Origin of the sequence: Mesorhizobium sp. CAU 1741 (assembly GCF_039839275.1) — a bacterium.
GTDB lineage: Bacteria > Pseudomonadota > Alphaproteobacteria > Rhizobiales > Rhizobiaceae > Aerobium.
Genome location: NZ_JBDOQP010000002.1, coordinates 1,184,870 through 1,208,342, shown reverse-complemented (window position 1 = coordinate 1,208,342; position 23,473 = coordinate 1,184,870). Strand labels below are relative to the sequence as shown.

Here is a 23,473-nt window from a genome sequence, read left to right as displayed (position 1 = left end):
GCTTAAGCCTTGATGGGAGGGAGCCTGTCGAGCACGGATGTGGGGAGCGTCGGTCGTACGATCAAGCGGCGTATGTGCTGCCACCCCGCGCCGAAGCTGATGATGAGGGCGCCGACCACCAGCAGGATCAGCGCGAATGGCGGGATGCCGGTCGAATTTGCGGCGGAATTGACGAGATAATAGATGCCCAGCGAGCCGAAATAGGCAAGCGTCGGCACCAGCAGCGAGCGGCGGTCGATCGCGAGCGCCACGTAGACGAAGCCGAGGATCAGCACCGCCAGCATGACGGTGGCATTGCCGTCCGGTTCGATCGTGCCGAGAACCACGTCCTGTCCGGTCGCCATGATGAACAGCGGATGCACCAGCATTGGCGCCGAAACAACATGCAGCCAGAACGCGCAGTCGGACCAAATGGTGCGTCTCTCGCGGTCATGCAGGTCGAGCGCGACGGCGATGGCAAAAACGACGAGGCCACAGACCAGTGGCATGTAAAGCGCCGCGCGCATCATCTCCGGCATTGTCTCCAGCGCGGGGGCCGCGACGGTACCGGCCGCGACGCCGTCATAGAGCAGGATCGCCGTTTGCAGGAACGCGAGCAGGGTCGCGGCAATGGCGATCACGCCGGCGAGGATCGGCACGCGGAACCGCCAGAAATACATCAGCGCGGCAATGATGGTGCCGCCGAAGGCGATATAGCCGGCTGGCGCCACCATCTGCCGCAGCGCCAGGAGCTGCCACAGCGACTCCGGTTGTCGTATCGGATAAAAGCGGTCGGCAACCAGCGATACGCCGATCGCTGCGGCGCCAACGAACACCAGGCTGAGCACTGTTGAGGAGAGCTTCATGCGGCGCTGTCGGGTGACGAATTCCGCCACCACCCATGCAAAGATCGCCAGCACGCCGGCCATCCAGATCGTCTGGCCCGCGAGCATGGTGGCAAGGACGAAATAGACGCCGGCGGTCAGGAGAACGATGCCAACGGTAACGAACAGATCGTTGCCGCCGCCGACCAACCGCAGATTCTCGTCGCCGGAGCCCGCATCCCCGGCATCCGGCTCAACGGCGCCATGCTCCAACGCTTGCAGCCGGTTCCGCTGGTCGAGAGAGATGATCCCTGCCTGAACCGCGCTTTCGAGTGTCCGGGCGCTGATCAAGGCGTGTCTTTCTTGGACGGTTCGCGGGATGGCTGGTCCACGTGGCCGGTATCGTATTGCATGATCAGGGCGTCGCCCGAGCGACCGACGAGCTGCGGCACCGGCCGGAAACCCGCCTTCTCATAGGCGCGTACCGCGCGGCCATTTGCAGGGTCGGGATCGATGATGATTGTCTCGTGCCCGTGATCCAGAAGCATCGCGACGAACGCCTTCAGGGCTGCCAAGCCGATGCCGCGCGACAGGAGGGACGGATCGCCGATCGACAGATCGATGCCGACCGTTTCGGATGGCAATTCCGCAAGCCAGGGATGGTCGCGGATCCATTCCTCGTTTTGATGATGACCGATGAACCAGTACTGGATGTAGCCGATCGCCACGCCGTCCAGCGTGAGCATGAAGGGTCGGGTCGTGTCCCGGCCTTCGACCATGTCGCGGATGTGGCCGAGTTCCTGGTCCGGATCGCCCCACCATTCGCGCATGTGCGGGCGCCCCAGCCACTCCTCGAGAAGCGGGTAGTGGGCAGGCGCCACCGGCACGAAGCCTATGGCAAGGCTGTCATTCGGCATCGAGCGTTTCGACGACGACGCTACCATTGGTGTAGACGCAGATGTCCGCCGCGATTTCCATCGCCTTGCGCGCGATCTCCTCGGCGTCCTTGTCGGTGTCGATAAGCGCGCGCGCGGCAGCCAATGCGTAGTTGCCGCCCGATCCGATCGCCATAACGCCGTGTTCGGGTTCGAGTACGTCACCCGTGCCGGTCAGGGCCAACGTGACGGATTTGTCGGCCACCAGCATCATCGCCTCGAGCCGCCGCAGGTAGCGGTCCGTGCGCCAGTCCTTGGCCAGCTCCACGCAGGCGCGGGTCAACTGGTCGGGATATTGCTCGAGCTTGGCCTCGAGCCGTTCCAGAAGCGTGAACGCGTCCGCCGTGGCGCCGGCGAAACCGGCGATCACATTGCCTTTGCCGAGTCGGCGCACCTTGCGCGCGTTGCCCTTCATGATCGTCTGGCCGAGGCTTACCTGCCCGTCGCCGGCGATCACCACCTTGTTGCCTTTTCGCACCGTGACGATCGTCGTCGCGTGCATGGTCAATTCGTTCGACATATCTACTCCGATACTGCCTTCGGCCAGCCTACGTGGATTCAGCGCCGGCCGCGTGATGGCATATGTATGCGTGGGCGGCGCGAATGCAAACCGCGCCACGCTGGCATTCGGCCGATCATGCTGATATGAGGCTCACGCTTTGGCACAAGCAGGGCTCTGAACCATGACCAGCCAGGACCGCAAGGCGAGCGTCTCGCGCAAGACGAAGGAAACCGAGATCGCGGTCAGCGTCGATCTCGACGGCAAGGGCGCATCGTCGATGTCGACTGGCGTCGGCTTCTTCGACCACATGCTCGACCAGCTTTCGCGTCATTCCTTGATCGACATGACGGTCGAGGCAAAGGGCGATCTGCATATCGACGACCACCACACGGTCGAGGATACCGGCATCGCCATCGGGCAGGCGATCGCCAAGGCGCTTGGTGAACGTCGCGGCATAGCGCGCTACGCGTCGATCGATCTCGCGATGGACGAGACGCTGACGAAAGCCGCGGTCGACGTGTCGGGCCGCCCCTATCTCGTCTGGCATGTCGACTTCACGTCGCCCAAGATCGGCACCTTCGACACGGAACTCGTGCGCGAGTTCTTCCAGGCGCTGGCGCAGAATGCGGGCATCACGCTGCACGTGCTGAACCACTACGGCACCAACAATCACCATATTGCCGAGACATGCTTCAAGGCCGTTGCGCGCGCCCTGCGCGCGGCGATCGAGGCCGATCCGCGCCAGGCGGGCGCGATCCCCTCGACCAAGGGCACCTTGAACGGATGAGGGCGTGACATGGCAAGTTATGTGGTGATGGAGCCGCCGGCCCGCGGCAGCGACGAGGCCGTTCTCGTCCGGGACGGCTTCCACTTCCTGGCGTTTCTCCTTCCTGTCGTCTGGCTGCTCTTCAACAGGCTGTGGATCGAGACGCTCGCCGTGGTCGTGGCCGGAATGGTGCTGGCTGCGATCGGCTCCTTCGCCGGATTTGGCAATGTCGCCACGATCGCATCGCTGATGCTGGCGGTTCTGGTCGGCCTCGAAGCCTCGACGCTGAAAATCGCCGCACTTCGCCGCCGCGGCTGGCGCGAATGGGGCGTGGTCGAGGCGAATGACGGGCGCGATGCGGAGATCCGCTATCTCGCAGGCGTGGACGAGGAGGAGCCAGACGAGCGACCGGAGGTGCCGCCGCAGCCGGCGACACAGACGCCGACGCGCCACGATGCACGAGGCAGCGGGCCAGTGCTCGGCATGCTCGGCTATCCGGGAAGGGGCTGAGATGCGGGTTGCGATCATCGATTACGGGTCAGGCAATCTGCGCTCCGCGACCAAGGCATTCGAGCGCGCTTCACGTGAATCGGGCATTGAGGCCGAGATCGACCTGACCGCCGATGCCGATCGTGTGCGAAGCGCCGACCGCATCGTGCTGCCGGGCGTCGGCGCCTATGCAGACTGCCGCGCCGGTCTCGATGCCGTGCCGGGCATGGTCGAGGCGCTTCGCGAAGCGGTCGAAGAAAGGGCCAGGCCTTTCCTCGGGATATGCGTCGGCATGCAACTCATGTCTTCACGCGGGCTGGAAAAGACGATTACCGACGGCTTCGGCTGGATCGAAGGCGACGTGAAGGAGATCACGCCGTCGGATACCGCGTTGAAGATTCCGCAGATCGGATGGAACACGATTCACGTGAAACAACCGCATCCGCTTCTCGACGGGATAGCCACCGGCGAGCACGGCCTGCACGCCTATTTTGTCCACTCCTACCATCTGGCGGCAAAGCACCACGAAGACGTCGTCGCGGTTGCAGACTATGGCGGCGCTGTCACCGCGATGGTAACCCGCGACAACAAGGCCGGGACTCAGTTTCACCCCGAAAAGAGCCAGGCGCTGGGCCTGGCCTTGATCGCCAATTTCCTGCGCTGGAAACCATAAGGAAGCGGCCATGACCAAGAAGGGCTACTGGATGGCGATGGTCGACATCACCGATCCGGAAAACTATCCGCAATATGTTGCAGCGAACGCCGTGGCCTTCGAGAAATACGGCGCGAAGTTTTTGGTGCGTGGCGGTCAGGGCGAAGTCTTCGAAGGACCTGCCGCGTCGCGTCTGGTGGTGATCGAGTTCGACAGCTACCAGAAGGCGCTCGATTGCTACAACTCACCCGAATACCAGGCGGCGCTGGCACTGCGCCAACGGTTTTCGAACGCGCATTTCGCTATCGTCGAGGGTGCCTGACACCGTGATCCTGTTTCCCGCAATCGACCTCAAGCAGGGCCAGTGCGTCCGCCTCAAGCTCGGCGAGATGGACTCGGCCACCGTCTATAATGCCGATCCCGCGGCACAGGCCCGCATTTTCGAGGACCAGGGTTTCGAATGGCTTCACGTCGTCGATCTCGACGGGGCGTTTGCCGGTGAGAGCCGCAACGGTGCCGCAGTCGAGGCGATCCTGAACGCCACGAAGAACCCGGTCCAGCTCGGCGGCGGCATTCGCAGCATGGCGCATATCGAGGCTTGGCTGGAGAAGGGACTGGCGCGCGTCATCCTCGGCACGGTGGCGGTCCGCGATCCCGATCTGGTCAGGCAGGCCTGCAAGGCTTTCCCGGGCAAGGTCGCGGTGGGCATCGATGCGCGCGGCGGCAAGGTGGCGGTCGAAGGCTGGGCTGAAGCCTCGTCGCTTGAAGCCGTCGAACTGGCGAAGAAGTTCGAGGGCGCGGGTGTCGCCGCGATCATCTACACCGACATCGACCGCGACGGCGTGCTTGCCGGCATCAACTGGGATACGACCATCGACTTGGCCGAGGCCGTGTCCATTCCCGTGATCGCCTCCGGCGGCCTCGCCTCGCTTGCCGACATCGTGCGCATGACGATGCCCGATGCGAAACGGCTCGAAGGTGCGATATCCGGCCGCGCGCTCTACGATGGCCGCATCGATCCCACTGAGGCGCTAGCGCTTCTGCGGAAGGCGAGGGCGGCCGCATGACACTGAAAGCCCGCGTCATCCCCTGCCTGGACGTCAAGGATGGCCGCGTTGTGAAGGGCGTCAACTTCGTCGACCTGATCGACGCCGGCGATCCCGTCGAAGCGGCGCGGGCCTATGACGCTGCAGGCGCCGACGAACTCTGCTTTCTCGACATTACCGCATCGTCCGACAATCGCGAGACGATCTTCGACATCGTCGCGCGCACTGCCGAGCATTGCTTCATGCCGCTGACGGTCGGCGGCGGGGTACGGCAGGTCGGCGACATCCGCAAGCTGCTACTGGCCGGCGCCGACAAGGTGTCGATCAACACGGCGGCGGTGAAGGACCCGGATTTCGTCACGCAAGCCGCTGACAAGTTCGGCAACCAGTGCATCGTCGTCGCCATCGACGCCAAGAAGGTTTCCGGGGCAGGCGAGGCAGATCGGTGGGAAATCTTCACCCATGGCGGCCGCGAGCGGACCGGCATCGATGCGGTGGAGTTTGCCGTCGGCATGGTGGAGCGCGGCGCCGGCGAAATCCTGCTGACGTCGATGGACCGGGATGGCACCAAGGCCGGCTATGATATCGCGCTGACGCGGACCATAGCGGACGCCGTGCGTGCGCCCGTCATCGCCTCCGGCGGTGTCGGCAACCTCGACCATCTGGTCGATGGCATACGCGACGGGCATGCGACGGCGGTGCTTGCGGCGTCGATCTTTCATTTTGGCACCTACACCATTGCGCAGGCCAAGGCGCACATGGCAAAAGCTGGCCTGCCGATGCGGCTCGACGCCGCGTGACTGCAGGGAGGACCCTAACAGTGTCCCAGTTTTCGCTCAGCGAGCTCGAGCGGATCGTCGCCCAGCGTGGACGATCGGGAGCCTCCGATTCCTGGACGGCGAAGCTTTTTGCCAAGGGTGTCGACAAGGCCGCCCAGAAGATGGGCGAGGAGGCGGTGGAAACCGTGATTGCCTCGGTACGCGGCGACCGCGCGGCCGTCGTCTCGGAAAGTGCGGATCTGATCTACCACTGGCTTGTCGTTCTCGCGCTCTCCGGCGTTACCGTCGACGACGTCATGGCCGAGCTGGAGTCGCGTACCGGTCAGTCGGGCACGGCAGAAAAAGCCGCGCGCGGCGCTGGCTGAAGATCGGGAATCAGCGAAACATCATGCGCATGGACCAGCTCACTCCCGGCGAAAAATATTCGCCCTACCGCGTTTTTTCGGCCGAGCATTGGGCGCAGTTCCGCGCGGATACGCCGCTGACGCTCACCGAAGACGAAGTTCGCCGCTTGCGGTCGCTCAACGATCCCGTCGATCTCGACGAGATAAGGCGCATCTACCTTTCGCTGTCCCGCCTGCTGTCGGCTCATGTCGAGGCGAGCCAACTGCTCTTCCAGCAGCGCCGCATCTTCTTCAATTCCGACAACGAGGTGCGCAAGACGCCCTTCATCATCGGGATTGCCGGGTCCGTGGCGGTCGGCAAGTCGACGACCGCGCGCGTGCTGAAGGAGCTTCTGCAGCGCTGGCCCGCGAGCCCGAAGGTCGATCTCGTCACGACCGACGGCTTTCTGCTGCCCAACGACGTGTTGCGGCGCGATAACCTTATGGAACGCAAGGGCTTTCCCGAGAGCTACGACGTCGGCGCGCTGCTGCGCTTCCTGTCGGCGATCAAGTCTGGCCAGCCCAACGTCCAGGCACCGCTCTACTCGCACATGACCTACGACGTGCTGCCGGGCACTTACGTCACGGTCGACCGGCCCGATATCCTGATCTTCGAGGGCATCAACGTCCTTCAGCCGAGGGCGCTGCCCCCGGACGGCACCTTCGTGCCCTTCGTCTCGGATTTCTTCGACTTCTCGATCTATATCGACGCCGATGAATCGATGATCCACCAGTGGTATATCGACCGCTTCATGCGGCTGCGGGAGACCGCGTTCAAGGATCCGGAATCCTTCTTTCACCGCTACTCGCAACTCTCCGAGGACGCCGCCCGCGCAATGGCCGAGGGGTTGTGGGAGAACATCAACCTGAAAAACCTGAAAGAGAACATCCTGCCGACGCGTCCACGCGCCGACCTCGTTCTGCGCAAGGGTCAGAACCACCTGATCCAGGAAGTGGCGCTCAGGAAGCTTTGAGCGGCGATACCCGGCGCAGGGTCAGGTTGATGCGCCCACCGCTCTTCAGAAGCGCGGACGTTCCAGGATAGATGCGGTCGACGCCGTGGAAGGCGAGCCGGCCCTCGCCGCCAAGCACCACGAGGTCGCCGCTTCCCAGCTTGAACGAGACCGTTGGGTCCGTGCGTTTGGTCCCGCCGACGCGAAACAGGCACGTATCGCCAAGGGAAATCGAGACCACAGGCGCATCGAAAGCCTGCTCGTCGCGATCCTGATGCAGGCCCATCTTGGCGCTCGCTTCGTAGAAATTCACGAGGCAGGCTTCCGGCGGCGCCGGATACTGGCTGAACTGGTCCCACAGCTGCAGCAGGGATGCGGGTATGGCCGGCCACGGCGCCTGCGTTGCGGGATGTGTCGGCTGGTAGCGGTAGCCGCGTTCCTTGTCGGTGACCCAGCCGAGCGCACCGCAATTGGTCATGCGAACGCTCATCGGCTTCCCCGTCCGCGGCATCGCGGGAACGTAGAGCGGGGCCTGCCTGACGACATCGCGTATGTCCTCGACCAGAGCCCGCTGGGCATCCGCGTCGAGGAAACCGGGGACGTGGCGGACGCCACGGGGTAGGACCTGCACTTTCTGCCTCTCGAATACCGAAACCGGCGGCATGATAGCCGCCGGATAGGAAAATATTCAAGAGGTTGCGTCGATCAGCCTTCGAGCAGGGGGATGCGCAGCACCTGACCCGGATAGATCTTGTCGGGGTGCGTCAGCATCGGCCGGTTCGCTTCGAAGATCAGCTCGTGTTTCGGGCCCTTGCCCTTGCCGTACTGGGCTTCGGCGATCTTCCAGAGATTGTCGCCCTTCTTCACGGTGTAGAGAACCGGCTCCTTCTCGGCCTTGTCCGCTTCAGCTTCTACCGCAACGGCCGTTTCGACGGATTCGACGCCCTGCGTGTTGCCAATGGCGATGATGGCCTTCTCGAGCGTTGCCTGGTCCGCGACCTTGCCCTTCAGCACGGCCTTGTTGCCGACCACCTCGATCTCGACGCCTTCGGTGCCGAGGCCGTGTGAGTCGAGCTCCTTCTTGAGGGCCTCGACCTGCGGCTCCTCGTCGTCGCCGAAGCCGAGCTTCTTGCCGATAGACTTCGCAAAACTGAAAAGACCCATGACGCTGTCTCCCTGTTGACCGGATCTGGCCGATGGCAGGAGAGTGTCCCAGTCGGGGTGAAAAGAAAAGCACCCAGTTGCATGCCAAGCGCAGACCGTGCTGCGACTATTCCTGCGTCACGCGGCCGCGCATCTTCTTGATGCCCGAGCGGCCGGCCTTTGCCTTGAGGCGGCGTTCGACCGCTCCCTTGGAGGGCCTGGTCTTCTTGCGGGGTTTGGGCGGCGGCTCGGAGGCGCGGGCGAGCAGCTCGATCAGCCGTTCGCGGGCATCGGCCCGATTGAGTTCCTGCGTGCGGAACCGGTTCGCCTCGATGACGATGACGCCATCCTTGGTGGCGCGCTGGCCGGCCAGCTTGATGGCACGCTCCCTCATGCGCTCATCCAGGCTCGGCGAGTTTGCCGCATCGAAACGCAACTGCACCGCGGTCGCCACCTTGTTGACGTTCTGGCCGCCCGGGCCGGAAGAACGGATGAACTGTTCTTCCAGCTCGTCCTCGCCAATGCTGATTCCCGGCCTGATCGCCAGTTCCTGCCCTCCGCTCATGGCGATCGTCTCCTGTTGGTCTGCCGGTATCACCCCAGAGATAGGACGTCGGCGTCGAACAGGGAAGGCGAAGCCTTGCCTGAGTGGCGCTGGCCTAGAATTCCTCCCAGCCATCGGGGTCAGGTGCCGCGACGACGGCGACGGCGGCCGCGCCGCCTGTGCGCGTTGCGGTGACCGACTTCAAAGCGGTACGGGTCACCGGCGCTGCACGGACTGGGGAGGGGCGCAGCGACACCGCCTGCCCGCCCTCGCTGCCGAGCTTGAACTGCGACAGAAGCTGGTTCAGGGACGATGCCTCGCCAGCGAGCTTGTGGCTGGCCGCGGTCGTCTGTTCGACCATCGCGGCGTTCTGCTGCGTTCCCTGGTCGATCCGGTTCACGGCGATGTTGATCTCGCCGAGGCCGGTTGCCTGCTCCCGCGATGCCTCGACGATCGCGACGACATTGTCGCTGATCTCCTGCACCTCGGCGGCGATCGCCTGCAGGGCCTCACCCGCCTGGCCGACAAGCGCGACGCCCGACTTCACCTGATCTCCGGAAGCCCCGATCAGCGTGCTGATTTCCTTGGCGGCGTTTGCCGAGCGCTGGGCCAGTCCGCGCACTTCCTGTGCAACCACCGCAAAGCCCTTGCCCGCCTCGCCGGCGCGCGCGGCTTCGACACCGGCGTTGAGCGCCAGGAGATTGATCTGGAACGCGATCTCGTCAATGACGCCGACAATGCCGCTGATCTGGGTCGACGATGACTGGATACGATCCATCGCCGTCACCGCGTCGCGCACGATCGCGCCGGAGCGTTCCGCGCCTTGGCGCGTGCGTGCAACCAGTTCGCCGGCTTCCTCGGCGCGGCGGCTGGCATCGCGAACCGTGGTGACGAGTTCCTCGAGCGCCGCAGCGGTCTGCTCGACGGATGCGGCCTGCTGCTCGGTGCGCTTGGACAGATCATCCGACGCATGGCGGATCTCGCCCGAACCCGCATGGATCGCATTGGCGTTGTCGCCAACGGCCGCCAGCGCCGTCTGCAGCTTGGCGACCGAATTGTTGAAATCGGCCCGCAGCTTTTCCATCGCGGTGGTGAAGGGCTCATCGATACGCTGCGCGAGGTCGCCGTCGGCCAGCCGGCTCATCGCGTCGGCGAGCACATCGACGGCATGCTGCAATTCGGCCGCCTCGCGCTGCTTCTCGGCCTGCTCGCGCGCCTCGCGGTCGAGCGCCTGGCGCTGGCGCGCTTCTTCGGCATCGCGCTCCTCGTTGACCTTGCGGATGGTGTTTTCGCGGAAAAGGTCGAAGGCGGAGGCGATTTCTCCGATCTCGTCACGTCGGCCGAGGCCCGGCACCTCGACGTCGAGTTCGCCGGACGCCAGCGCTCGCATGGCATTGGCCGTGCGCGAAATCGGTCTTGCAACCGAGCGCCACACGAAGAAGCCTCCGGCTATGACCAGAAGAAGAACGCCGGCAACCGCGATGGTCAGCATGCGGTCGATCGACGCCGCCGTTGCCTGGCGTGCCGTGCGCGCCTCGGCACGGACAGCCTGGATCTCGCCCTGGATGCGCTCGAAGATGGGTTCAACTTCGGCGAAGGCTGCCGACACCTCTTTCTGGAGCGCGGCGTTGCGGGCCGCCATCGATGCGAAATCGGCGAACGTTGCTTCATAGGCGGCAAGCGTCATCATTGCCGCTGAATGGCCGGTGGTCGACCCGAAGACGCCTTTCGGGCGCGCCCGCAGTGTCTCGATCGCCTCCTCAACCCGCGCCCGATTGGCATCGCTCGGGGTGACGACGAAGTCCTTTTCGCGCATGAAGATGGCTGCCGCATCCACCTTGAGGATGGGATAGGGTATCCCGGCGAGCTGGTCCGACAGGAAATCCGTCGCCGCCCGCATCTCGAACTGCAGTCCCTTTTCCGGCGTCAGGCCAAGCTGACGGTTGACCTCCACCGCTTCGGCGAACGCGGCGTTGTAGCGCGCGAAACCAGCGGTCAGGACGCCTGGCTCGGGGACGTCGCGGTGCTGGTTCTTGGCAATGATCGCTTCGATCGCCTCTATCGATGTCGCCACCTCCGCACTACGCGCGAGGTGGCTTTCGACGTAGCGTTCATCCTTGCGCAGGAAGAAATCCTTCTCGTGCCGGCGCAACTGCAGGAACCCGGTCTGCAACGCTCCGGTGACCTGAGCCGCCTGGCCGGCCTGCGCCTCCGTCGCCTCGATCTGTCCTATGAGATGACGTTCGTAGAGGAACAGGCCACTGACGGCGATGACGCCGATGACCCCCACGAGCGCGATCATCCCGATGCGGTGTGAGATACGAAGTGCGGGGAATGTCATGGCCGAGCCTTTGGGTCTGCGCTCCGGTCTGCCGATGGCAGCAACGGGAGAAATGTGCGTGGACACGATGAAGGAGAACGACATGCCGAAACGGCAGAGGAAGCGACATCATGTCCGTTCGCAGCGAGCGGCGAACCCTCTGCAAGCACAGAACCCCGATTTGATTAAATCACCGTGAATGACCCAACGTCGCGCGGCCGCATTTTCTGCGGCGCAACAAGAAAAGGCCCGACGCAAGCGCCGGGCCTTTGGAGATCGGTCGCGGAACGTCTACTCGGCGGCTTCCTGCACCCGCGGCGCCGCATTGCGCGTATTGGCGTCGACATGGTCCTCGAACTTGGCGAAGTTGTCGATGAACATGCCGACCAGGCGCGCGGCCTGGCGGTCATAGGCGTCCTTGTCGGCCCAGGTCGAACGCGGGTCGAGGATCGATTCGTCGACACCCGGTACGGTCACCGGCACTTCGAAGCCGAAATGGGCATCGGTGCGGAAGGCCGCGTCGTTCAAAGAGCCGTCGAGTGCTGCGGTCAGCAGCGCGCGGGTCGCCTTGATCGGCATCCTCCGGCCCACGCCATAGGCACCGCCGGTCCATCCGGTATTGACGAGCCAGCAGGTCACGCCATGGCGCGCGATCAGGTCGCGCAGCAGATTGCCGTATTCGGCCGGGTGGCGCGGCATGAATGGTGCGCCGAAGCAGGTGGAGAACGTCGCTTCCGGTTCGGTGACGCCCTTTTCCGTGCCGGCCACCTTGGCGGTGTAGCCGGAAAGGAAGTGGTACATCGCCTGCGCCGGCGTCAGCCGGGCGATCGGAGGCATGACGCCAAACGCGTCGGCGGTCAGCATGATGATGTTGCGCGGGTGTGCCGCACGGCCGCTCGCGCTGGCGTTGGGGATGAAATCGAGCGGGTAGGCGCAGCGCGTGTTTTCCGTCAGCGACCCGTCGTCGAAGTCCGGAACGCGTGCCTCGTCGAGGACGACGTTCTCAAGCACGGTACCGAAGCGGCGCGTGGTGGCGAAGATTTCCGGCTCGGCTTCGGCCGACAGCTTGATCGTCTTGGCGTAGCAGCCGCCCTCGAAGTTGAAGATGCCGTCATCGCCCCAGCCATGCTCGTCGTCGCCGATGAGTGTACGGCTTGGATCGGCGGACAAGGTTGTCTTTCCCGTACCAGACAGGCCAAAGAAGACTGCCGCATCACCATCCGGACCCGAATTGGCCGAACAGTGCATCGGCATCACGCCACTGGCGGGCAACAGGTAGTTGAGTGCGGTGAAGACCGACTTCTTCATCTCGCCGGCATAGGACGTGCCGCCGATGAGAACCAGCATGCGCGAGAAGTCGATCGCGATAACCGTTTCGGTCCGGCAGCCATGGCGCGCCGGATCGGCGCGGAACGACGGAAGGTCGATGATCGTCATCTTGGGTACGAACGACGGCAGCGTCTCGCGGGCCGGGCGGATCAGCAGGTTGCGGATGAACTGGGAATGCCAGGCAAATTCGGTCACGACACGCGTCGGCAGGCTGTTGGCCTCGTCGGCTCCGCCGATCAGGTCCTGCACATAGAGGTCGAGGCCCTCGGCATGGGCGATGAAATCATCGTAGAGGGTCTGGAAGTGGGCCGGCGACATCGGCTTGTTGTTGTCCCACCAGACGTGATCCTCCGTGGAGGCATCGCGGACGACGAACTTGTCCTTTGGCGAGCGTCCAGTGTGCTGGCCCGTCTCGGCAACCAGTGCCCCGTGGGCGGTCAGCCGCGCTTCGCCCCGGCGCAAGGCATGCTCGACCAGTTCGGCTACGCCGAGATTGTAGTGGACCGTGCCGGCCGTTTTCAGGCCGCAGGATTCGATCCCGTTAGTGCGATTGCGCAGGCCGATTTCCGTCATCCTCACCACCAAAGATCATGCCAAACAGGGAGCCTCGAGAGCCCAATAGACCTTCAACAGATTGAACAACGTTGAAGCCATCAGGTTCCCAAACAGAAAAGACTATTGATTTCAAATCATTAATCGATTTAAAATTTTCGCGGTGAGTTTAAATCGTTTGTAGCTGTTTAATTTCTTTCCCGTGGCGCGCATATTAGCTGACAGGTGCCGGGCAAGGGGAAGAGCGTGGCCCGTCCAACCCGCAAAGCGTAGCGCGGGGTCGACGGGAGTGCCTGCCACATTTTGTACCTAATTTGTCCGCCTATAAGCCCTTCTTGATTGCAGGAAGGGACACCCGATCATGAGGGAGCCGCCAGACATGGCAACGATCGCGCTGGTCGACGACGACCGCAATATCCTGACATCCGTTTCCATTGCGCTGGAAGCGGAAGGATATCGTGTCGAGACCTACACGGACGGGGCCTCCGCGCTCGAGGGACTCGTCGCGCGGCCGCCCAACCTCGCCATCTTCGACATCAAGATGCCGCGCATGGATGGCATGGAGCTGTTGCGCCGGCTCCGGCAGAAGAGCGACATGCCGGTCATCTTCCTGACCTCCAAGGATGACGAGATCGACGAACTGTTCGGCCTCAAGATGGGCGCGGACGACTTTATCCGGAAGCCATTCTCGCAGCGCCTGCTGGTGGAGCGGGTACGCGCCGTGATGCGTCGCGCCAATGCGCGCGAGGTCGGCGCCAAGCCGACGGGACAGCAGGCGCGTTCGCTCGAGCGCGGGCAACTGGTGATGGATCAGGAGCGCCATACCTGCACATGGAAAGGCGAGCCGGTAACGCTGACGGTGACCGAGTTTCTCATCCTGCATTCGCTGGCGCAGCGCCCCGGGGTGGTCAAGAGCCGCGACGCACTGATGGATTCGGCCTATGACGAGCAGGTCTATGTCGACGATCGCACAATCGACAGCCACATCAAGCGCCTGCGCAAGAAGTTCAAGTCGGTCGATGACGATTTCGACATGATCGAAACGCTGTATGGTGTAGGCTACCGCTTCCGCGAGGCGTGAGAGCCTGAACTGAGCTTCATGGTGAGATGGAAACGTTCTGCCAGAGACTGTTCGCAACGGGGCCAAGACATTGTTCCGCTACCCGCCTCCGCACGAGCGGACCCGATACCGCTCAGCGGTGAAAGGCGCTAGCCCGTGGCGGCAGACACCGAAAATCGCCTGACGCATTCCCGATCGGCGGGCCGGTCGGGTTCCCGGCTGGCGGGGCGGGTTCTGCTGCCCATCCGCCGCGTGATGGGCAATTACGTCTTTTCGAGCCTGACGCGCCGGATTCTCATTCTGAACCTCGCGGCCCTGGGCGTGATGGTCGTCGGCATCCTCTACATCAACCAGTTCCGCGATGGCCTGGTTCAGGCGCGCATCGAAAGCCTGATGACGCAAGGCGAGATCATCGCTGGTGCGATCGCCGCCTCCGCGACCGTCGAGAGCAACGCGATCACCATCGATCCCGAGCGGTTGCTCGAGCTGCAGGCGGGCGAGAGCCTGGCTCCGGGGTCAGGTCAGCTGGACAGTCTCGACTTCCCGATCAATCCGGAGCGGGTGGCACCGGTCCTCCAGCGTCTGATCTCTCCGACGCTGACGCGTGCGCGCATCTTCGACCGCGACGCCAGCCTGCTGCTCGATTCCCGCCAGCTCTATTCGCGCGGCCAGATCCTTCGCTACGGGCTCCCGCCTGTACTGGAAGAGGAGCCGGGCTTCTGGAAGCGCGTCGAGAAGTTCTTCCTCGGTTTCTTCACCCGGTCCGACCTCCCCGTCTATCGCGAACAGCCTGGAGGCAGCGGAACCGCGTTTCCCGAAGTGATCAGCGCGCTCCAGGGCAGCCCGGCGACGCTTGTCCGGGTCAGCGAGCAGGGGGAGCAGATCGTCTCCGTGGCGGTTCCGGTGCAGCGCTACCGCGCCGTTCTCGGCGCCCTGATGCTGTCCACCCAGGGTGGCGACATCGATCGCATCGTCGCCGCCGAGCGCCGGGCCATTCTGCGCGTCTTCGGCGTCGCTGCCGTGGTCACGGCGATCCTGTCGATGCTGCTTGCCTCGACGATCGCCAATCCGTTGCGCCGGCTGTCGGCCGCGGCGATCCGCGTGCGGCGCGGTGTCAGGAGCAGGGAGGAGATCCCCGACTTTTCCGATCGCCAGGATGAGATCGGCAATCTTTCGGTCGCGCTGCGCGACATGACGAACGCGCTCTACGCCCGCATCGAAGCGATCGAGAGTTTCGCAGCCGACGTTTCGCATGAACTGAAGAACCCGCTGACATCGCTGCGCAGCGCCGTCGAGACCCTGCCGCTTGCCAAGAACGAACACTCGCGTGAGCGGCTGATGGAGGTGATCCAGCACGACGTGCGCCGTCTCGACAGGCTGATCACGGACATCTCCGACGCCTCTCGCCTCGACGCCGAGCTCGCGCGCGACGATGCCTCGCGTGTCGATCTCCTCAAACTGGTAACGGATCTTGCCGAAGCCTCACGCGGCACCGGGCGCCAGAAGAAGAAATCCGCCGAGATCGTGGTCCAGATCGACAAGAAGGAGCATCAGGCGCGCGATTTCTACGTTTCGGGCCACGATTTGCGGCTGGGGCAGGTGCTGACGAACCTGATCGAGAATGGGCGCTCCTTTGCTCCGGAAGTCGGTGGGCGGATCACCATCAGCCTCTCGCGCCTCCCGCGCCACGTGGTCGTCGCCGTCGACGACAACGGTCCCGGCATCCGCGTTGATTCGATCGAACGCATCTTCGAGCGCTTCTACACCGACCGGCCGGCCGGCGAGGCATTCGGCCAGAATTCGGGGCTCGGACTGTCGATCAGCCGCCAGATCGTCGAAGCACATGGCGGCCGGCTGACGGCGGAAAACATCCCCGGCAGCAAGCCCGGCGATTTTCGCGGTGCGCGGTTCGTCATGACGCTTCCCGCCGAGAAGTGATGGTACAGCCCGTCAATCTCCATGCGACGGCGCTGGTGGTTGGCACGGCCGGGCTGCTCGTCACCGGACGCTCTGGCGCCGGAAAGTCGACGCTGGCGCTTGCGATTCTCGATCACCATCGCAACAGGCACGTCTTTGCCGCGCTGGTGGCCGACGACCGGGTCTGGGTCGACGTGCGGCATGGCCGGCTCGTGGCCTCGGTCCCGCACAGCATTGCCGGCCTCGTCGAAGTTTGGGGTTTTGGACCGTCCCCCGTCGCGCACGAGGGCCGCGCCGTCATCGACGGCGTCGTCGCGCTGGTGGACGCGGAAGCCGCGCCCCGCTATCGCGGCGATGAGATGGAGACGATCCTGGGTGTCGATCTGCCAAGGCTCGACATTGCGGAACGCGGCACAATCGCCGCCACTCAGGCGATCACCTCATGGGTTCGGTCGACGCTTGGATGTCGATGAGCAGCCGTGCAACGGCCTCATTGGACGGCTCCATGCGTCAATTTGGCGTGTTGCTCTGAAGATTGGGGCTTGTCAAAGGCCAAACCGCTGACAAGATAGCGCCCTTGTCGCCTTGCCCCGACCGATGGTCGATTGCCGGCAGGGATGCCGGGGGGGCAGGCCGGATCGTACCTGACAAGCGTGACGGGAGTGGCAAGTGACCAGTTCTGACAATGCCGAGACGGGCCGCATGTGCCGGTCCGTGGATAGCGCGCAGGATGCAGATCCGTCAAAACGCCGCATTTTGCGTCCAACGGGGTGGCCTGCCGTATGATCGGCCTTGTTCTCGTGACTCATGGCCGTCTGGCTGAAGAGTTTCGCCATGCGGTGGAGCATGTTGTCGGACCGCAGGAAAAGTTCGAGACGGTTTCGATCGGCGCCGACGACGACATGGAGCAGCGCCGCACCGATATCGTCGACGCCGTGACCCGCGCCGACAGCGGGACCGGCGTAATCATTCTCACCGACATGTTCGGCGGCACCCCCTCCAACCTTGCAATATCCGTCATGAGCGCGGGCAAGGTCGAGGTCATCGCCGGTGTGAACCTGCCGATGCTTATCAAGTTGACAAGCGTGCGCGCCGGCGGCGACATGGAGACGGCGCTGCAGCAGGCCCAGATGGCGGGGCGCAAATACATCAATGTGGCGAGCCAGCTTCTGGCAGGAAAATGAACGACGCAGCCGCACCCGATACTGAAACGATCCGCAAGGAACTCATGATCGTCAACAAGCGCGGCCTGCACGCCCGCGCCTCGGCCAAGTTTGTGCAGATCGCGGCCAGCTACGACGCGGCCGTCGAGGTCGAGAAGGATGGCGTCAAGGTCGGGGGCACCTCGATCATGGGGCTGATGATGCTGGCGGCGAGCCCCGGTTGCGCGATTTCAGTCTCGGCGCGCGGGCCGCAGGCCGCCTCGGTCATGGCCGCGCTGGAGGAGCTCGTCTCCTGCCGCTTCGGCGAGGATTGCTGACGCGAAGCAGTCTTCCGACATGCACGAATAAAGATTTCTTTATATGGATTGCTGAATCGGCGCATTTCTGCTACTCGGCAGCGCCATATGCATGCCCGTTCCAGGCGGAACGCGGCTCGGACGGATTCATCGGATTGGGAGCACACGGCATGAGCGGCCAGGACTATATCGTTGCGGACATTGGGCTTGCGGACTGGGGACGCAAGGAAATCGAGATCGCGGAAACGGAAATGCCGGGCCTGATGGCCAGCCGCGAAGAGTTCGGCACGACCAAGCCGCTCAAGGGCGCCCGCATCACGGGTTCGCTGCATATGACGATCCAGACTGCGGTTCTGATCGAGACGCTGCAGGCGCTGGGCGCGGAAGTGCGCTGGGCCTCCTGCAACATTTTCTCCACGCAGGATCATGCCGCCGCCGCGATCGCCGCGACCGGCACGCCTGTGTTCGCCGTCAAGGGCGAGACGCTGACCCAGTATTGGGACTACACCGACCGCATCTTCCAGTGGGCCGATGGCGGCCAGTCGAACATGATCCTCGATGATGGTGGCGACGCCACCATGTACATCCTGATCGGCGCCCGCGCCGAGGCTGGCGAGGACGTGCTGTCGAAGCCGGGCAACGAGGAAGAGGAAATCCTCTTCGCCCAGATCAGGAAGCGCATGGAGGCAACCCCGGGCTTCTTCACCAAGCAGCGCGAGGCGATCAAGGGCGTCACCGAGGAGACGACCACCGGTGTCAACCGGCTCTACCAGTTGCAGAAGAAGGGCCTGCTGCCCTTCCCGGCGATCAACGTCAACGACTCGGTCACTAAGTCCAAGTTCGACAACAAGTATGGCTGCAAGGAATCGCTGGTCGACGGCATCCGCCGCGCCACCGACACGATGATGGCCGGCAAGGTCGCCGTGGTCTGCGGCTATGGCGATGTCGGCAAGGGCTCGGCTGCGTCGCTGCGTGGCGCGGGCGCGCGCGTCAAGGTGACAGAGATCGACCCGATCTGCGCGCTTCAGGCCGCCATGGACGGCTTCGAGGTCGTCACGCTGGAGGACGCTGCATCATCGGCCGACATCATCATCACGACGACCGGCAACAAGGACGTCATCACGATCGACCACATGCGCAAGATGAAGGACATGGCGATTGTCGGCAACATCGGCCACTTCGACAACGAGATCCAGGTCGAGGCTCTGCGCAATCTGAAGTGGAACAACGTCAAGCCGCAGGTCGATCTGATCGAGTTCCCCGATTCCAAGCGCATCATCCTGTTGTCGGAGGGCCGCCTGCTCAATCTGGGCAATGCCACCGGCCATCCGAGCTTCGTCATGTCCGCCTCGTTCACCAATCAGGTTCTGGCGCAGATCGAACTCTGGACCAAGGGCGAGCAGTACCAGAACCAGGTCTACGTGCTTCCCAAGCATCTCGACGAGAAGGTCGCTCGCCTGCATCTGGCCAAGGTCGGTGCCAAGCTGACCGAGCTGTCCGACGAGCAGGCCAGCTATATCGGCGTGACCCAGCAGGGTCCCTTCAAGCCCGAACACTACCGCTACTGATTTATTAACCAGTAGACACAAAATATAGAGGCCGGACGATTGACTTTCGTCCGGCTTATTTTTTTGCGCGCCATTCGCCTTCACGACGATTCGGTCGCACGGTACAGTGGTCTGATTCGTGACGCCCCCGGTCAGGGGAGACCATCATGGGGCGCGTCCTTTTCAGGGCGTCGTTGAAGCGCCTGTGCGGCGGAGAGGACTGTTGGACATGCCAGGGGCTGACCCACTGGATGCGGGTAAAACCGGCGCCGGGAGCCGGGTGGATTCGAAGAACCCGCAGTGGGCGCACCGCGCGTCCGTTCCATGCATGAGGCGGACTGCCTTGCGCACCAGCGGCTTCATCGCCGCCATATGGCCGGGCAGCGCGCTCGCCCAGCAGGACGGGATGATGCGCTTCTTCGACCGTATCTCTCTCGCCACCACCGACGTCATCCAGCTTGCTCTGTTCCTCGGCATTACATGTGCCGCCATGCTTTCGGCGATCCTGATGATCCGCGAGCGCGGACGCACCGCCGCCGAGAATGTTCAACTGCGCGAGCGCGTCGCCGATCTCGACGGCGCGCTGCAGCGTTCGGACGCACTTCTCAATCTCAAGGACCAGCGGGTAGTTGTCTGGTTCAATGAGGAACGAAAGCCGGAACTGGTCGGAACCCTCGCACCGGCCGAGGCGCCGGAAGACCGCGCCACCTTCCTCGCCTTCGGCAAATGGCTTGCGCCGCGCTGCGCTGCCCAGATCGAGCGGGCGATCATCGCGCTGCGCGAAGAGCGCCGGCCGTTCGACCTGATCCTCCAGACAAGTCGCGGCGTCTATCTCGAGGCGCAGGGCAGGGCGGTGGCAAACCATGTCGCCGTGCGCTTCCTGTCATTGAGCGAGACGCGGCGCGAGCATGCCGAGATGCAGCTCGAACAGCGACGCCTTGCCGACGAGAATGCACTGTTGCTGGGCCTTCTCGACACACTGAAGATGCCGGCCTGGATGCGCGGCGCAGAGGGCACCTTGCAATGGGTCAACCAGGCCTACGCATCGGCGGTCGAAGCTGCATCGCCGCGTGACGCGCTCAGCCAGGGCCGGGAATTGTTCGGTACGGTGGCGCGGGAACAGATCGCCCAGAACCATCTGGCAAGCCCGGTCTTCACGCAGAACCTCTCAACCGTCATCGATGGCGACCGCCGCATCTTCTCCGTGGCCGATTTCGCCATCGGCCAGGGCTCGGCGGGAGTCGCCTGCGACATCAGCGAAATCCAGGGCATTCGCGAGGAATATGAGCGCATGGTGCAAAGCCATGCCGATACGCTCGATCAGCTCAACACCGCCGTCGCAATCTTCGACACGGATCAGAAGCTCCGCTTCTTCAACCAGGCATTCCAGAAGCTTTGGGAACTCGACGTGGCATTTCTGTCGAGCGCGCCGGACAACACCCTGCTGCTCGATCGACTTCGCAGCGAGGGCCGGCTTGCCGAGCAGCCGGAATGGCGCAGCTGGAAGGAGAAACTGCTGGCCGCCTACCGCGCCGTCGAGCCGCAGGAGCATCTCTGGCACCTGCCTGACGGCCAGACGCTGCGCGTCGTCGGCAATCCGAGCCCCAAAGGCGGCGTGACCTGGGTGTTCGAGAACCTGACCGAGAAGATCAACCTGGAAAGCCGCTACAACACCGCGGTCCGCGTCCAGGGCGTCACGCTCGACAATCTGGCCGAAGGCGTCGCAGTGTTCGGCCCCGACGGACGCGTCCGCCTGTCCAATCCGGCATTCAGCAACCTTTGGGGAATGCCGGAAGGGCTGGTCAAAGCCGGCACCCACATCTCGGTCATCAAGGCCGCCTGCCAGACGCTTGCACGGGTCAGCCCGTGGGGCGAGCTTGCGGGAGCGGCGACCGGCTTTGACGACGACAGGCGCGATGGCCGCGGACAGGTCGAACTCAACGATGGCTCGGTGCTGCGCTACGCCGTGATCTATCTGCCGAACGGCCAACTGATGACGACATTCGTCGACGTCACCGACAGCGTCAATGTCGAACGCATGCTGAAGGACAAGAACGAGGCGCTCGAACGCGCCGACCAGCTCAAGAACGACTTCGTCCAGCATGTCTCCTACGAGCTTCGCTCGCCGCTGACCAACATTATCGGCTTCACCGAACTGCTGGCGCAGGAGACCACCGGTCCGCTCAACGAGCGCCAGCGCGACTATGTCGACCACATCGCCTCATCTTCGTCGGAGCTCGAGACGATCGTCGACGACATCCTCGACCTGGCGACGGTGGACGCGGGCATCATGGAACTCGAGATCAGCGAGGTCGCGGTCGAACGAACCGTGAAGTCCGCCGCCGAGCTTGTCGCCGAGCGGCTTCGCGAGCATGGCATAGGCCTGAATATCGAGCTGGCAAATGCCCCCGACACCTTTCACGCCGACGAGAACCGGGTGCGCCAGATTCTGTTCAACCTGCTCAGCAACGCGGCCAACTACGCACCTGAAGGCTCGACGATCGTATTGGCGTGTGCGCGCAATCCGTCCGGACTCGTCTTCTCCGTCCATGACGATGGCCCTGGCATTCCCGACGACATCATCGACACGATCTTCCGCCGCTTCGAGCCGCGCACCAATGGCGGCCGCCATCGCGGCGCCGGCCTCGGGCTTGCCATCGTCAAGAGCTTCGTAGAACTCCATGGTGGTTCGGTCGAGATCCAGTCCGGTGTCGGCAAGGGCACGACCGTGATCTGCCACTTTCCGATCGTGCCCGAAGGCTTCCGGGTGGCAGCGGAATAGACCATGACCGCGCGCCGCACCCTGCAACGCGATCTGGCGGACGAGGCGGCGACAAACCGTCTTGGCGACGATATCGCCGCGATGCTGAAGCCGGGTGACCTGCTGGCGCTGGTCGGCGATCTCGGCATGGGCAAGAGCACGCTGGCGCGCGCGATCATCCGTGGCCTGGCGGGAGATCAGGCGCTTGAGGTTCCCAGCCCGACCTTCACGCTGGTCCAGGCCTACGAGACCCGCATACCCGTCAAGCATGTCGACCTGTACCGCCTGGCGTCCGCCGACGAGGTCGAGGAGCTGGGCATCTTCGACGCGCCCGGCGAGACGGCGGTGCTGGTGGAATGGCCGGAACGCGCCTGGGAGGCGCTGCCGGGCGAGCGGGTGGTCGTCCGCCTTTCCGAACATGGCGCGGGGCGCCGCGCCGAGATCGAGGCTGAACCGGACTTCATGGAGAGGCTTGATCGATCGCTGGCCATTCGTGCCTTCCTCGACATGGCCGGCATGGGCGGTGCGCATCGTCGTTTCCTGGTGGGAGACGCATCGACCCGCGCCTACGAGATCGTCGAGGCGTCATCGGGCGAGCCTCTGATCCTGATGAACGCGCCGCCGAGGCCCGATGGCCCGCCGATACGAGACGGCAAGCCATACAGCCGCATCGCGCATCTGGCTGAAACCGTGGTGCCCTTCGTCGCCATCGCGCAGGCCCTGTGCGAGGAAGGGTTCGCGGCCCCGCAGATACCTGCGGCCGATCTCGAAAACGGCATATTGCTCGTCGAGAATCTCGGCTGGGAGGGCGTGCTTGACGCCGACGGACAGCCGATCGCCGAGCGCTACCTCGCGGCGGCGGAGCTGCTGGCGGAGTTGCACGGGCGCACATGGCCCGCGCAAATTGAGGTCGATGATGCAATCACGCACACGATCCCACCCTACGATCACGGCGCGATGGCCATTGAAACCGAGCTCCTGACGGACTGGTACCTGCCGCATGCGACGGGCAAGCAGCCAGACGCTGCCCAGCGGGATGCCTTCGGCGCCGGGTGGCGTAGGATGTTCGACATTCTCGACGGTACCGAAAAGTCGCTGGTGCTGCGCGACTTTCACTCGCCCAACATCATCTGGCGCCGTGAGCGGACCGGCCACGACCGTATCGGCCTGATCGATTTCCAGGACGCGATGATCGGCCCCTCGGCCTATGACGTCGCATCGCTGGCGATGGATGCGCGGGTCACCATCCCGACGCAACTGGAGCGCCAGATCGTCGCGGCCTATTGCGAGGCGCGTAGAGAGCAAGGGCGCGGTTTCGACCGCGACCGGTTCGGCGCTGCCTATGCGATCATGGCGGCGCAGCGCAACTCTAAGATTCTCGGCATCTTCGTGCGGCTCAACGTCCGTGACGGCAAGCCGGGCTATCTGAGGCACCTGCCGCGGATCCGCGACTATGTTGTGCGCGCATTCGAACATCCTGTGCTGGAGCCGTTGCGCGACATCTACCGGCAGGCGGGCGTTCTGTGAGCGGCC

Annotated in this window: 24 protein-coding genes; 16 read left to right on the top strand and 8 right to left on the bottom strand. The window is 63.9% G+C overall.

Annotated features, from left to right (window positions below; all coding sequences use genetic code 11):
- Positions 1-2 precede the first annotated feature (2 nt).
- The 3 genes from AAFN84_RS12650 to hslV are packed head-to-tail and all read right to left on the bottom strand — an operon-like array spanning position 3 to position 2,258.
- On the bottom strand, positions 3-1,154 hold the full coding sequence (locus AAFN84_RS12650) for a hypothetical protein (RefSeq protein ID WP_347514903.1): 1,152 nt from the start codon (positions 1,152-1,154) through the stop codon (positions 3-5).
- Positions 1,151-1,720 (bottom strand): GNAT family N-acetyltransferase, encoded by a 570-nt coding sequence (locus AAFN84_RS12645; protein WP_347514902.1) that lies wholly within the window; start codon positions 1,718-1,720, stop codon positions 1,151-1,153. Before AAFN84_RS12645 ends, AAFN84_RS12650 begins: the two co-directional genes overlap by 4 nt.
- Entirely contained in the window at positions 1,710-2,258 is a 549-nt protein-coding gene (gene hslV / locus AAFN84_RS12640) for an ATP-dependent protease subunit HslV (protein WP_347514901.1), read from the bottom strand. Before hslV ends, AAFN84_RS12645 begins: the two co-directional genes overlap by 11 nt.
- Positions 2,259-2,421: 163 nt before the next feature.
- Between hslV and hisB the strand changes: the two genes are divergently transcribed.
- The 8 genes from hisB to coaA are packed head-to-tail and all read left to right on the top strand — an operon-like array spanning position 2,422 to position 7,329.
- The gene (gene hisB / locus AAFN84_RS12635; protein ID WP_347514900.1) at positions 2,422-3,027 is read left to right on the top strand and encodes an imidazoleglycerol-phosphate dehydratase HisB; all 606 of its coding nucleotides are present in this window, start codon (positions 2,422-2,424) and stop codon (positions 3,025-3,027) included.
- A 9-nt stretch (positions 3,028-3,036) separates the two neighbouring features.
- Positions 3,037-3,516, top strand: a complete 480-nt coding sequence (locus tag AAFN84_RS12630) for a DUF2628 domain-containing protein (RefSeq protein ID WP_347514899.1) — start codon at positions 3,037-3,039, stop codon at positions 3,514-3,516.
- A 1-nt stretch (position 3,517) separates the two neighbouring features.
- Positions 3,518-4,168 carry an imidazole glycerol phosphate synthase subunit HisH gene (hisH, locus tag AAFN84_RS12625; RefSeq protein WP_347514898.1) on the top strand — a complete coding sequence of 217 codons (651 nt, stop codon included), beginning with the start codon at positions 3,518-3,520 and terminating at the stop codon, positions 4,166-4,168.
- Between the two features lie 10 nt (positions 4,169-4,178).
- The gene (locus tag AAFN84_RS12620; protein ID WP_347514897.1) at positions 4,179-4,469 is read left to right on the top strand and encodes a DUF1330 domain-containing protein; all 291 of its coding nucleotides are present in this window, start codon (positions 4,179-4,181) and stop codon (positions 4,467-4,469) included.
- A gap of 4 nt (positions 4,470-4,473) precedes the next feature.
- Positions 4,474-5,214 (top strand): 1-(5-phosphoribosyl)-5-[(5-phosphoribosylamino)methylideneamino]imidazole-4-carboxamide isomerase, encoded by a 741-nt coding sequence (hisA, locus tag AAFN84_RS12615; RefSeq protein ID WP_347514896.1) that lies wholly within the window; start codon positions 4,474-4,476, stop codon positions 5,212-5,214.
- Positions 5,211-5,993: an imidazole glycerol phosphate synthase subunit HisF gene (gene hisF / locus AAFN84_RS12610; RefSeq protein WP_347514895.1), complete on the top strand. Its 783-nt coding sequence runs from the start codon at positions 5,211-5,213 to the stop codon at positions 5,991-5,993. Before hisA ends, hisF begins: the two co-directional genes overlap by 4 nt.
- A 20-nt stretch (positions 5,994-6,013) precedes the next feature.
- Positions 6,014-6,337, top strand: a complete 324-nt coding sequence (locus tag AAFN84_RS12605) for a phosphoribosyl-ATP diphosphatase (protein ID WP_347514894.1) — start codon at positions 6,014-6,016, stop codon at positions 6,335-6,337.
- Positions 6,338-6,366: 29 nt separating this feature from the next.
- Positions 6,367-7,329 carry a type I pantothenate kinase gene (coaA, locus tag AAFN84_RS12600; protein ID WP_347514893.1) on the top strand — a complete coding sequence of 321 codons (963 nt, stop codon included), beginning with the start codon at positions 6,367-6,369 and terminating at the stop codon, positions 7,327-7,329.
- Here the strand turns inward: coaA and AAFN84_RS12595 are convergent.
- The 5 genes from AAFN84_RS12595 to AAFN84_RS12575 form a co-directional block, all read right to left on the bottom strand.
- Positions 7,316-7,939 carry an alpha-ketoglutarate-dependent dioxygenase AlkB gene (locus AAFN84_RS12595; protein WP_347514892.1) on the bottom strand — a complete coding sequence of 208 codons (624 nt, stop codon included), beginning with the start codon at positions 7,937-7,939 and terminating at the stop codon, positions 7,316-7,318. The genes coaA and AAFN84_RS12595 overlap by 14 nt on opposite strands.
- A gap of 74 nt (positions 7,940-8,013) precedes the next feature.
- Positions 8,014-8,472 carry a peptidoglycan-binding protein LysM gene (gene lysM / locus AAFN84_RS12590; RefSeq protein ID WP_347514891.1) on the bottom strand — a complete coding sequence of 153 codons (459 nt, stop codon included), beginning with the start codon at positions 8,470-8,472 and terminating at the stop codon, positions 8,014-8,016.
- A 106-nt stretch (positions 8,473-8,578) separates the two neighbouring features.
- Positions 8,579-9,016: an alternative ribosome rescue aminoacyl-tRNA hydrolase ArfB gene (arfB, locus tag AAFN84_RS12585; RefSeq protein WP_347514890.1), complete on the bottom strand. Its 438-nt coding sequence runs from the start codon at positions 9,014-9,016 to the stop codon at positions 8,579-8,581.
- 94 nt (positions 9,017-9,110) lie between these two features.
- Entirely contained in the window at positions 9,111-11,336 is a 2,226-nt protein-coding gene (locus AAFN84_RS12580; protein ID WP_347514889.1) for a methyl-accepting chemotaxis protein, read from the bottom strand.
- Positions 11,337-11,606: 270 nt separating this feature from the next.
- On the bottom strand, positions 11,607-13,217 hold the full coding sequence (locus tag AAFN84_RS12575; RefSeq protein ID WP_347514888.1) for a phosphoenolpyruvate carboxykinase: 1,611 nt from the start codon (positions 13,215-13,217) through the stop codon (positions 11,607-11,609).
- Positions 13,218-13,575: 358 nt separating this feature from the next.
- Between AAFN84_RS12575 and AAFN84_RS12570 the strand changes: the two genes are divergently transcribed.
- From AAFN84_RS12570 to tsaE, 8 genes are all read left to right on the top strand, one after another.
- On the top strand, positions 13,576-14,277 hold the full coding sequence (locus AAFN84_RS12570; RefSeq protein ID WP_347514887.1) for a response regulator transcription factor: 702 nt from the start codon (positions 13,576-13,578) through the stop codon (positions 14,275-14,277).
- 234 nt (positions 14,278-14,511) lie between these two features.
- A complete protein-coding gene (locus AAFN84_RS12565; protein WP_347515130.1) occupies positions 14,512-16,194 on the top strand; it encodes a sensor histidine kinase in 1,683 nt (560 codons plus the stop codon).
- Positions 16,194-16,646: an HPr kinase/phosphorylase gene (locus tag AAFN84_RS12560; RefSeq protein WP_347514886.1), complete on the top strand. Its 453-nt coding sequence runs from the start codon at positions 16,194-16,196 to the stop codon at positions 16,644-16,646. Before AAFN84_RS12565 ends, AAFN84_RS12560 begins: the two co-directional genes overlap by 1 nt.
- 309 nt (positions 16,647-16,955) lie before the next feature.
- Positions 16,956-17,357 carry a PTS sugar transporter subunit IIA gene (locus AAFN84_RS12555; protein WP_347514885.1) on the top strand — a complete coding sequence of 134 codons (402 nt, stop codon included), beginning with the start codon at positions 16,956-16,958 and terminating at the stop codon, positions 17,355-17,357.
- On the top strand, positions 17,354-17,653 hold the full coding sequence (locus tag AAFN84_RS12550; protein ID WP_347514884.1) for an HPr family phosphocarrier protein: 300 nt from the start codon (positions 17,354-17,356) through the stop codon (positions 17,651-17,653). Before AAFN84_RS12555 ends, AAFN84_RS12550 begins: the two co-directional genes overlap by 4 nt.
- A gap of 149 nt (positions 17,654-17,802) precedes the next feature.
- Entirely contained in the window at positions 17,803-19,200 is a 1,398-nt protein-coding gene (gene ahcY, locus AAFN84_RS12545; RefSeq protein WP_347514883.1) for an adenosylhomocysteinase, read from the top strand.
- 208 nt (positions 19,201-19,408) lie between these two features.
- The gene (locus tag AAFN84_RS12540) at positions 19,409-21,961 is read left to right on the top strand and encodes a PAS-domain containing protein (RefSeq protein WP_347514882.1); all 2,553 of its coding nucleotides are present in this window, start codon (positions 19,409-19,411) and stop codon (positions 21,959-21,961) included.
- 3 nt (positions 21,962-21,964) lie between these two features.
- Positions 21,965-23,467, top strand: coding sequence for a tRNA (adenosine(37)-N6)-threonylcarbamoyltransferase complex ATPase subunit type 1 TsaE (tsaE, locus tag AAFN84_RS12535; protein WP_347514881.1), 1,503 nt, complete (start codon positions 21,965-21,967; stop codon positions 23,465-23,467).
- Positions 23,468-23,473 lie beyond the last annotated feature (6 nt).

Coding starts and splice junctions, on each gene's coding strand:
- hslV (WP_347514901.1), bottom strand. CDS start 2,258: ATGTCGAACGAATTGACCATGCACGCGACGACGATCGTCACGGTGCGA.
- AAFN84_RS12645 (WP_347514902.1), bottom strand. CDS start 1,720: ATGCCGAATGACAGCCTTGCCATAGGCTTCGTGCCGGTGGCGCCTGCC.
- lysM (WP_347514891.1), bottom strand. CDS start 8,472: ATGGGTCTTTTCAGTTTTGCGAAGTCTATCGGCAAGAAGCTCGGCTTC.
- arfB (WP_347514890.1), bottom strand. CDS start 9,016: ATGAGCGGAGGGCAGGAACTGGCGATCAGGCCGGGAATCAGCATTGGC.
- AAFN84_RS12630 (WP_347514899.1), top strand. CDS start 3,037: ATGGCAAGTTATGTGGTGATGGAGCCGCCGGCCCGCGGCAGCGACGAG.
- AAFN84_RS12620 (WP_347514897.1), top strand. CDS start 4,179: ATGACCAAGAAGGGCTACTGGATGGCGATGGTCGACATCACCGATCCG.
- ahcY (WP_347514883.1), top strand. CDS start 17,803: ATGAGCGGCCAGGACTATATCGTTGCGGACATTGGGCTTGCGGACTGG.
- AAFN84_RS12555 (WP_347514885.1), top strand. CDS start 16,956: ATGATCGGCCTTGTTCTCGTGACTCATGGCCGTCTGGCTGAAGAGTTT.
- coaA (WP_347514893.1), top strand. CDS start 6,367: ATGGACCAGCTCACTCCCGGCGAAAAATATTCGCCCTACCGCGTTTTT.
- AAFN84_RS12570 (WP_347514887.1), top strand. CDS start 13,576: ATGGCAACGATCGCGCTGGTCGACGACGACCGCAATATCCTGACATCC.
- hisF (WP_347514895.1), top strand. CDS start 5,211: ATGACACTGAAAGCCCGCGTCATCCCCTGCCTGGACGTCAAGGATGGC.
- AAFN84_RS12565 (WP_347515130.1), top strand. CDS start 14,512: ATGGGCAATTACGTCTTTTCGAGCCTGACGCGCCGGATTCTCATTCTG.
- hisB (WP_347514900.1), top strand. CDS start 2,422: ATGACCAGCCAGGACCGCAAGGCGAGCGTCTCGCGCAAGACGAAGGAA.
- AAFN84_RS12580 (WP_347514889.1), bottom strand. CDS start 11,336: ATGACATTCCCCGCACTTCGTATCTCACACCGCATCGGGATGATCGCG.
- AAFN84_RS12550 (WP_347514884.1), top strand. CDS start 17,354: ATGAACGACGCAGCCGCACCCGATACTGAAACGATCCGCAAGGAACTC.
- AAFN84_RS12575 (WP_347514888.1), bottom strand. CDS start 13,217: ATGACGGAAATCGGCCTGCGCAATCGCACTAACGGGATCGAATCCTGC.
- AAFN84_RS12540 (WP_347514882.1), top strand. CDS start 19,409: ATGCCAGGGGCTGACCCACTGGATGCGGGTAAAACCGGCGCCGGGAGC.
- tsaE (WP_347514881.1), top strand. CDS start 21,965: ATGACCGCGCGCCGCACCCTGCAACGCGATCTGGCGGACGAGGCGGCG.
- AAFN84_RS12560 (WP_347514886.1), top strand. CDS start 16,194: ATGGTACAGCCCGTCAATCTCCATGCGACGGCGCTGGTGGTTGGCACG.
- hisH (WP_347514898.1), top strand. CDS start 3,518: ATGCGGGTTGCGATCATCGATTACGGGTCAGGCAATCTGCGCTCCGCG.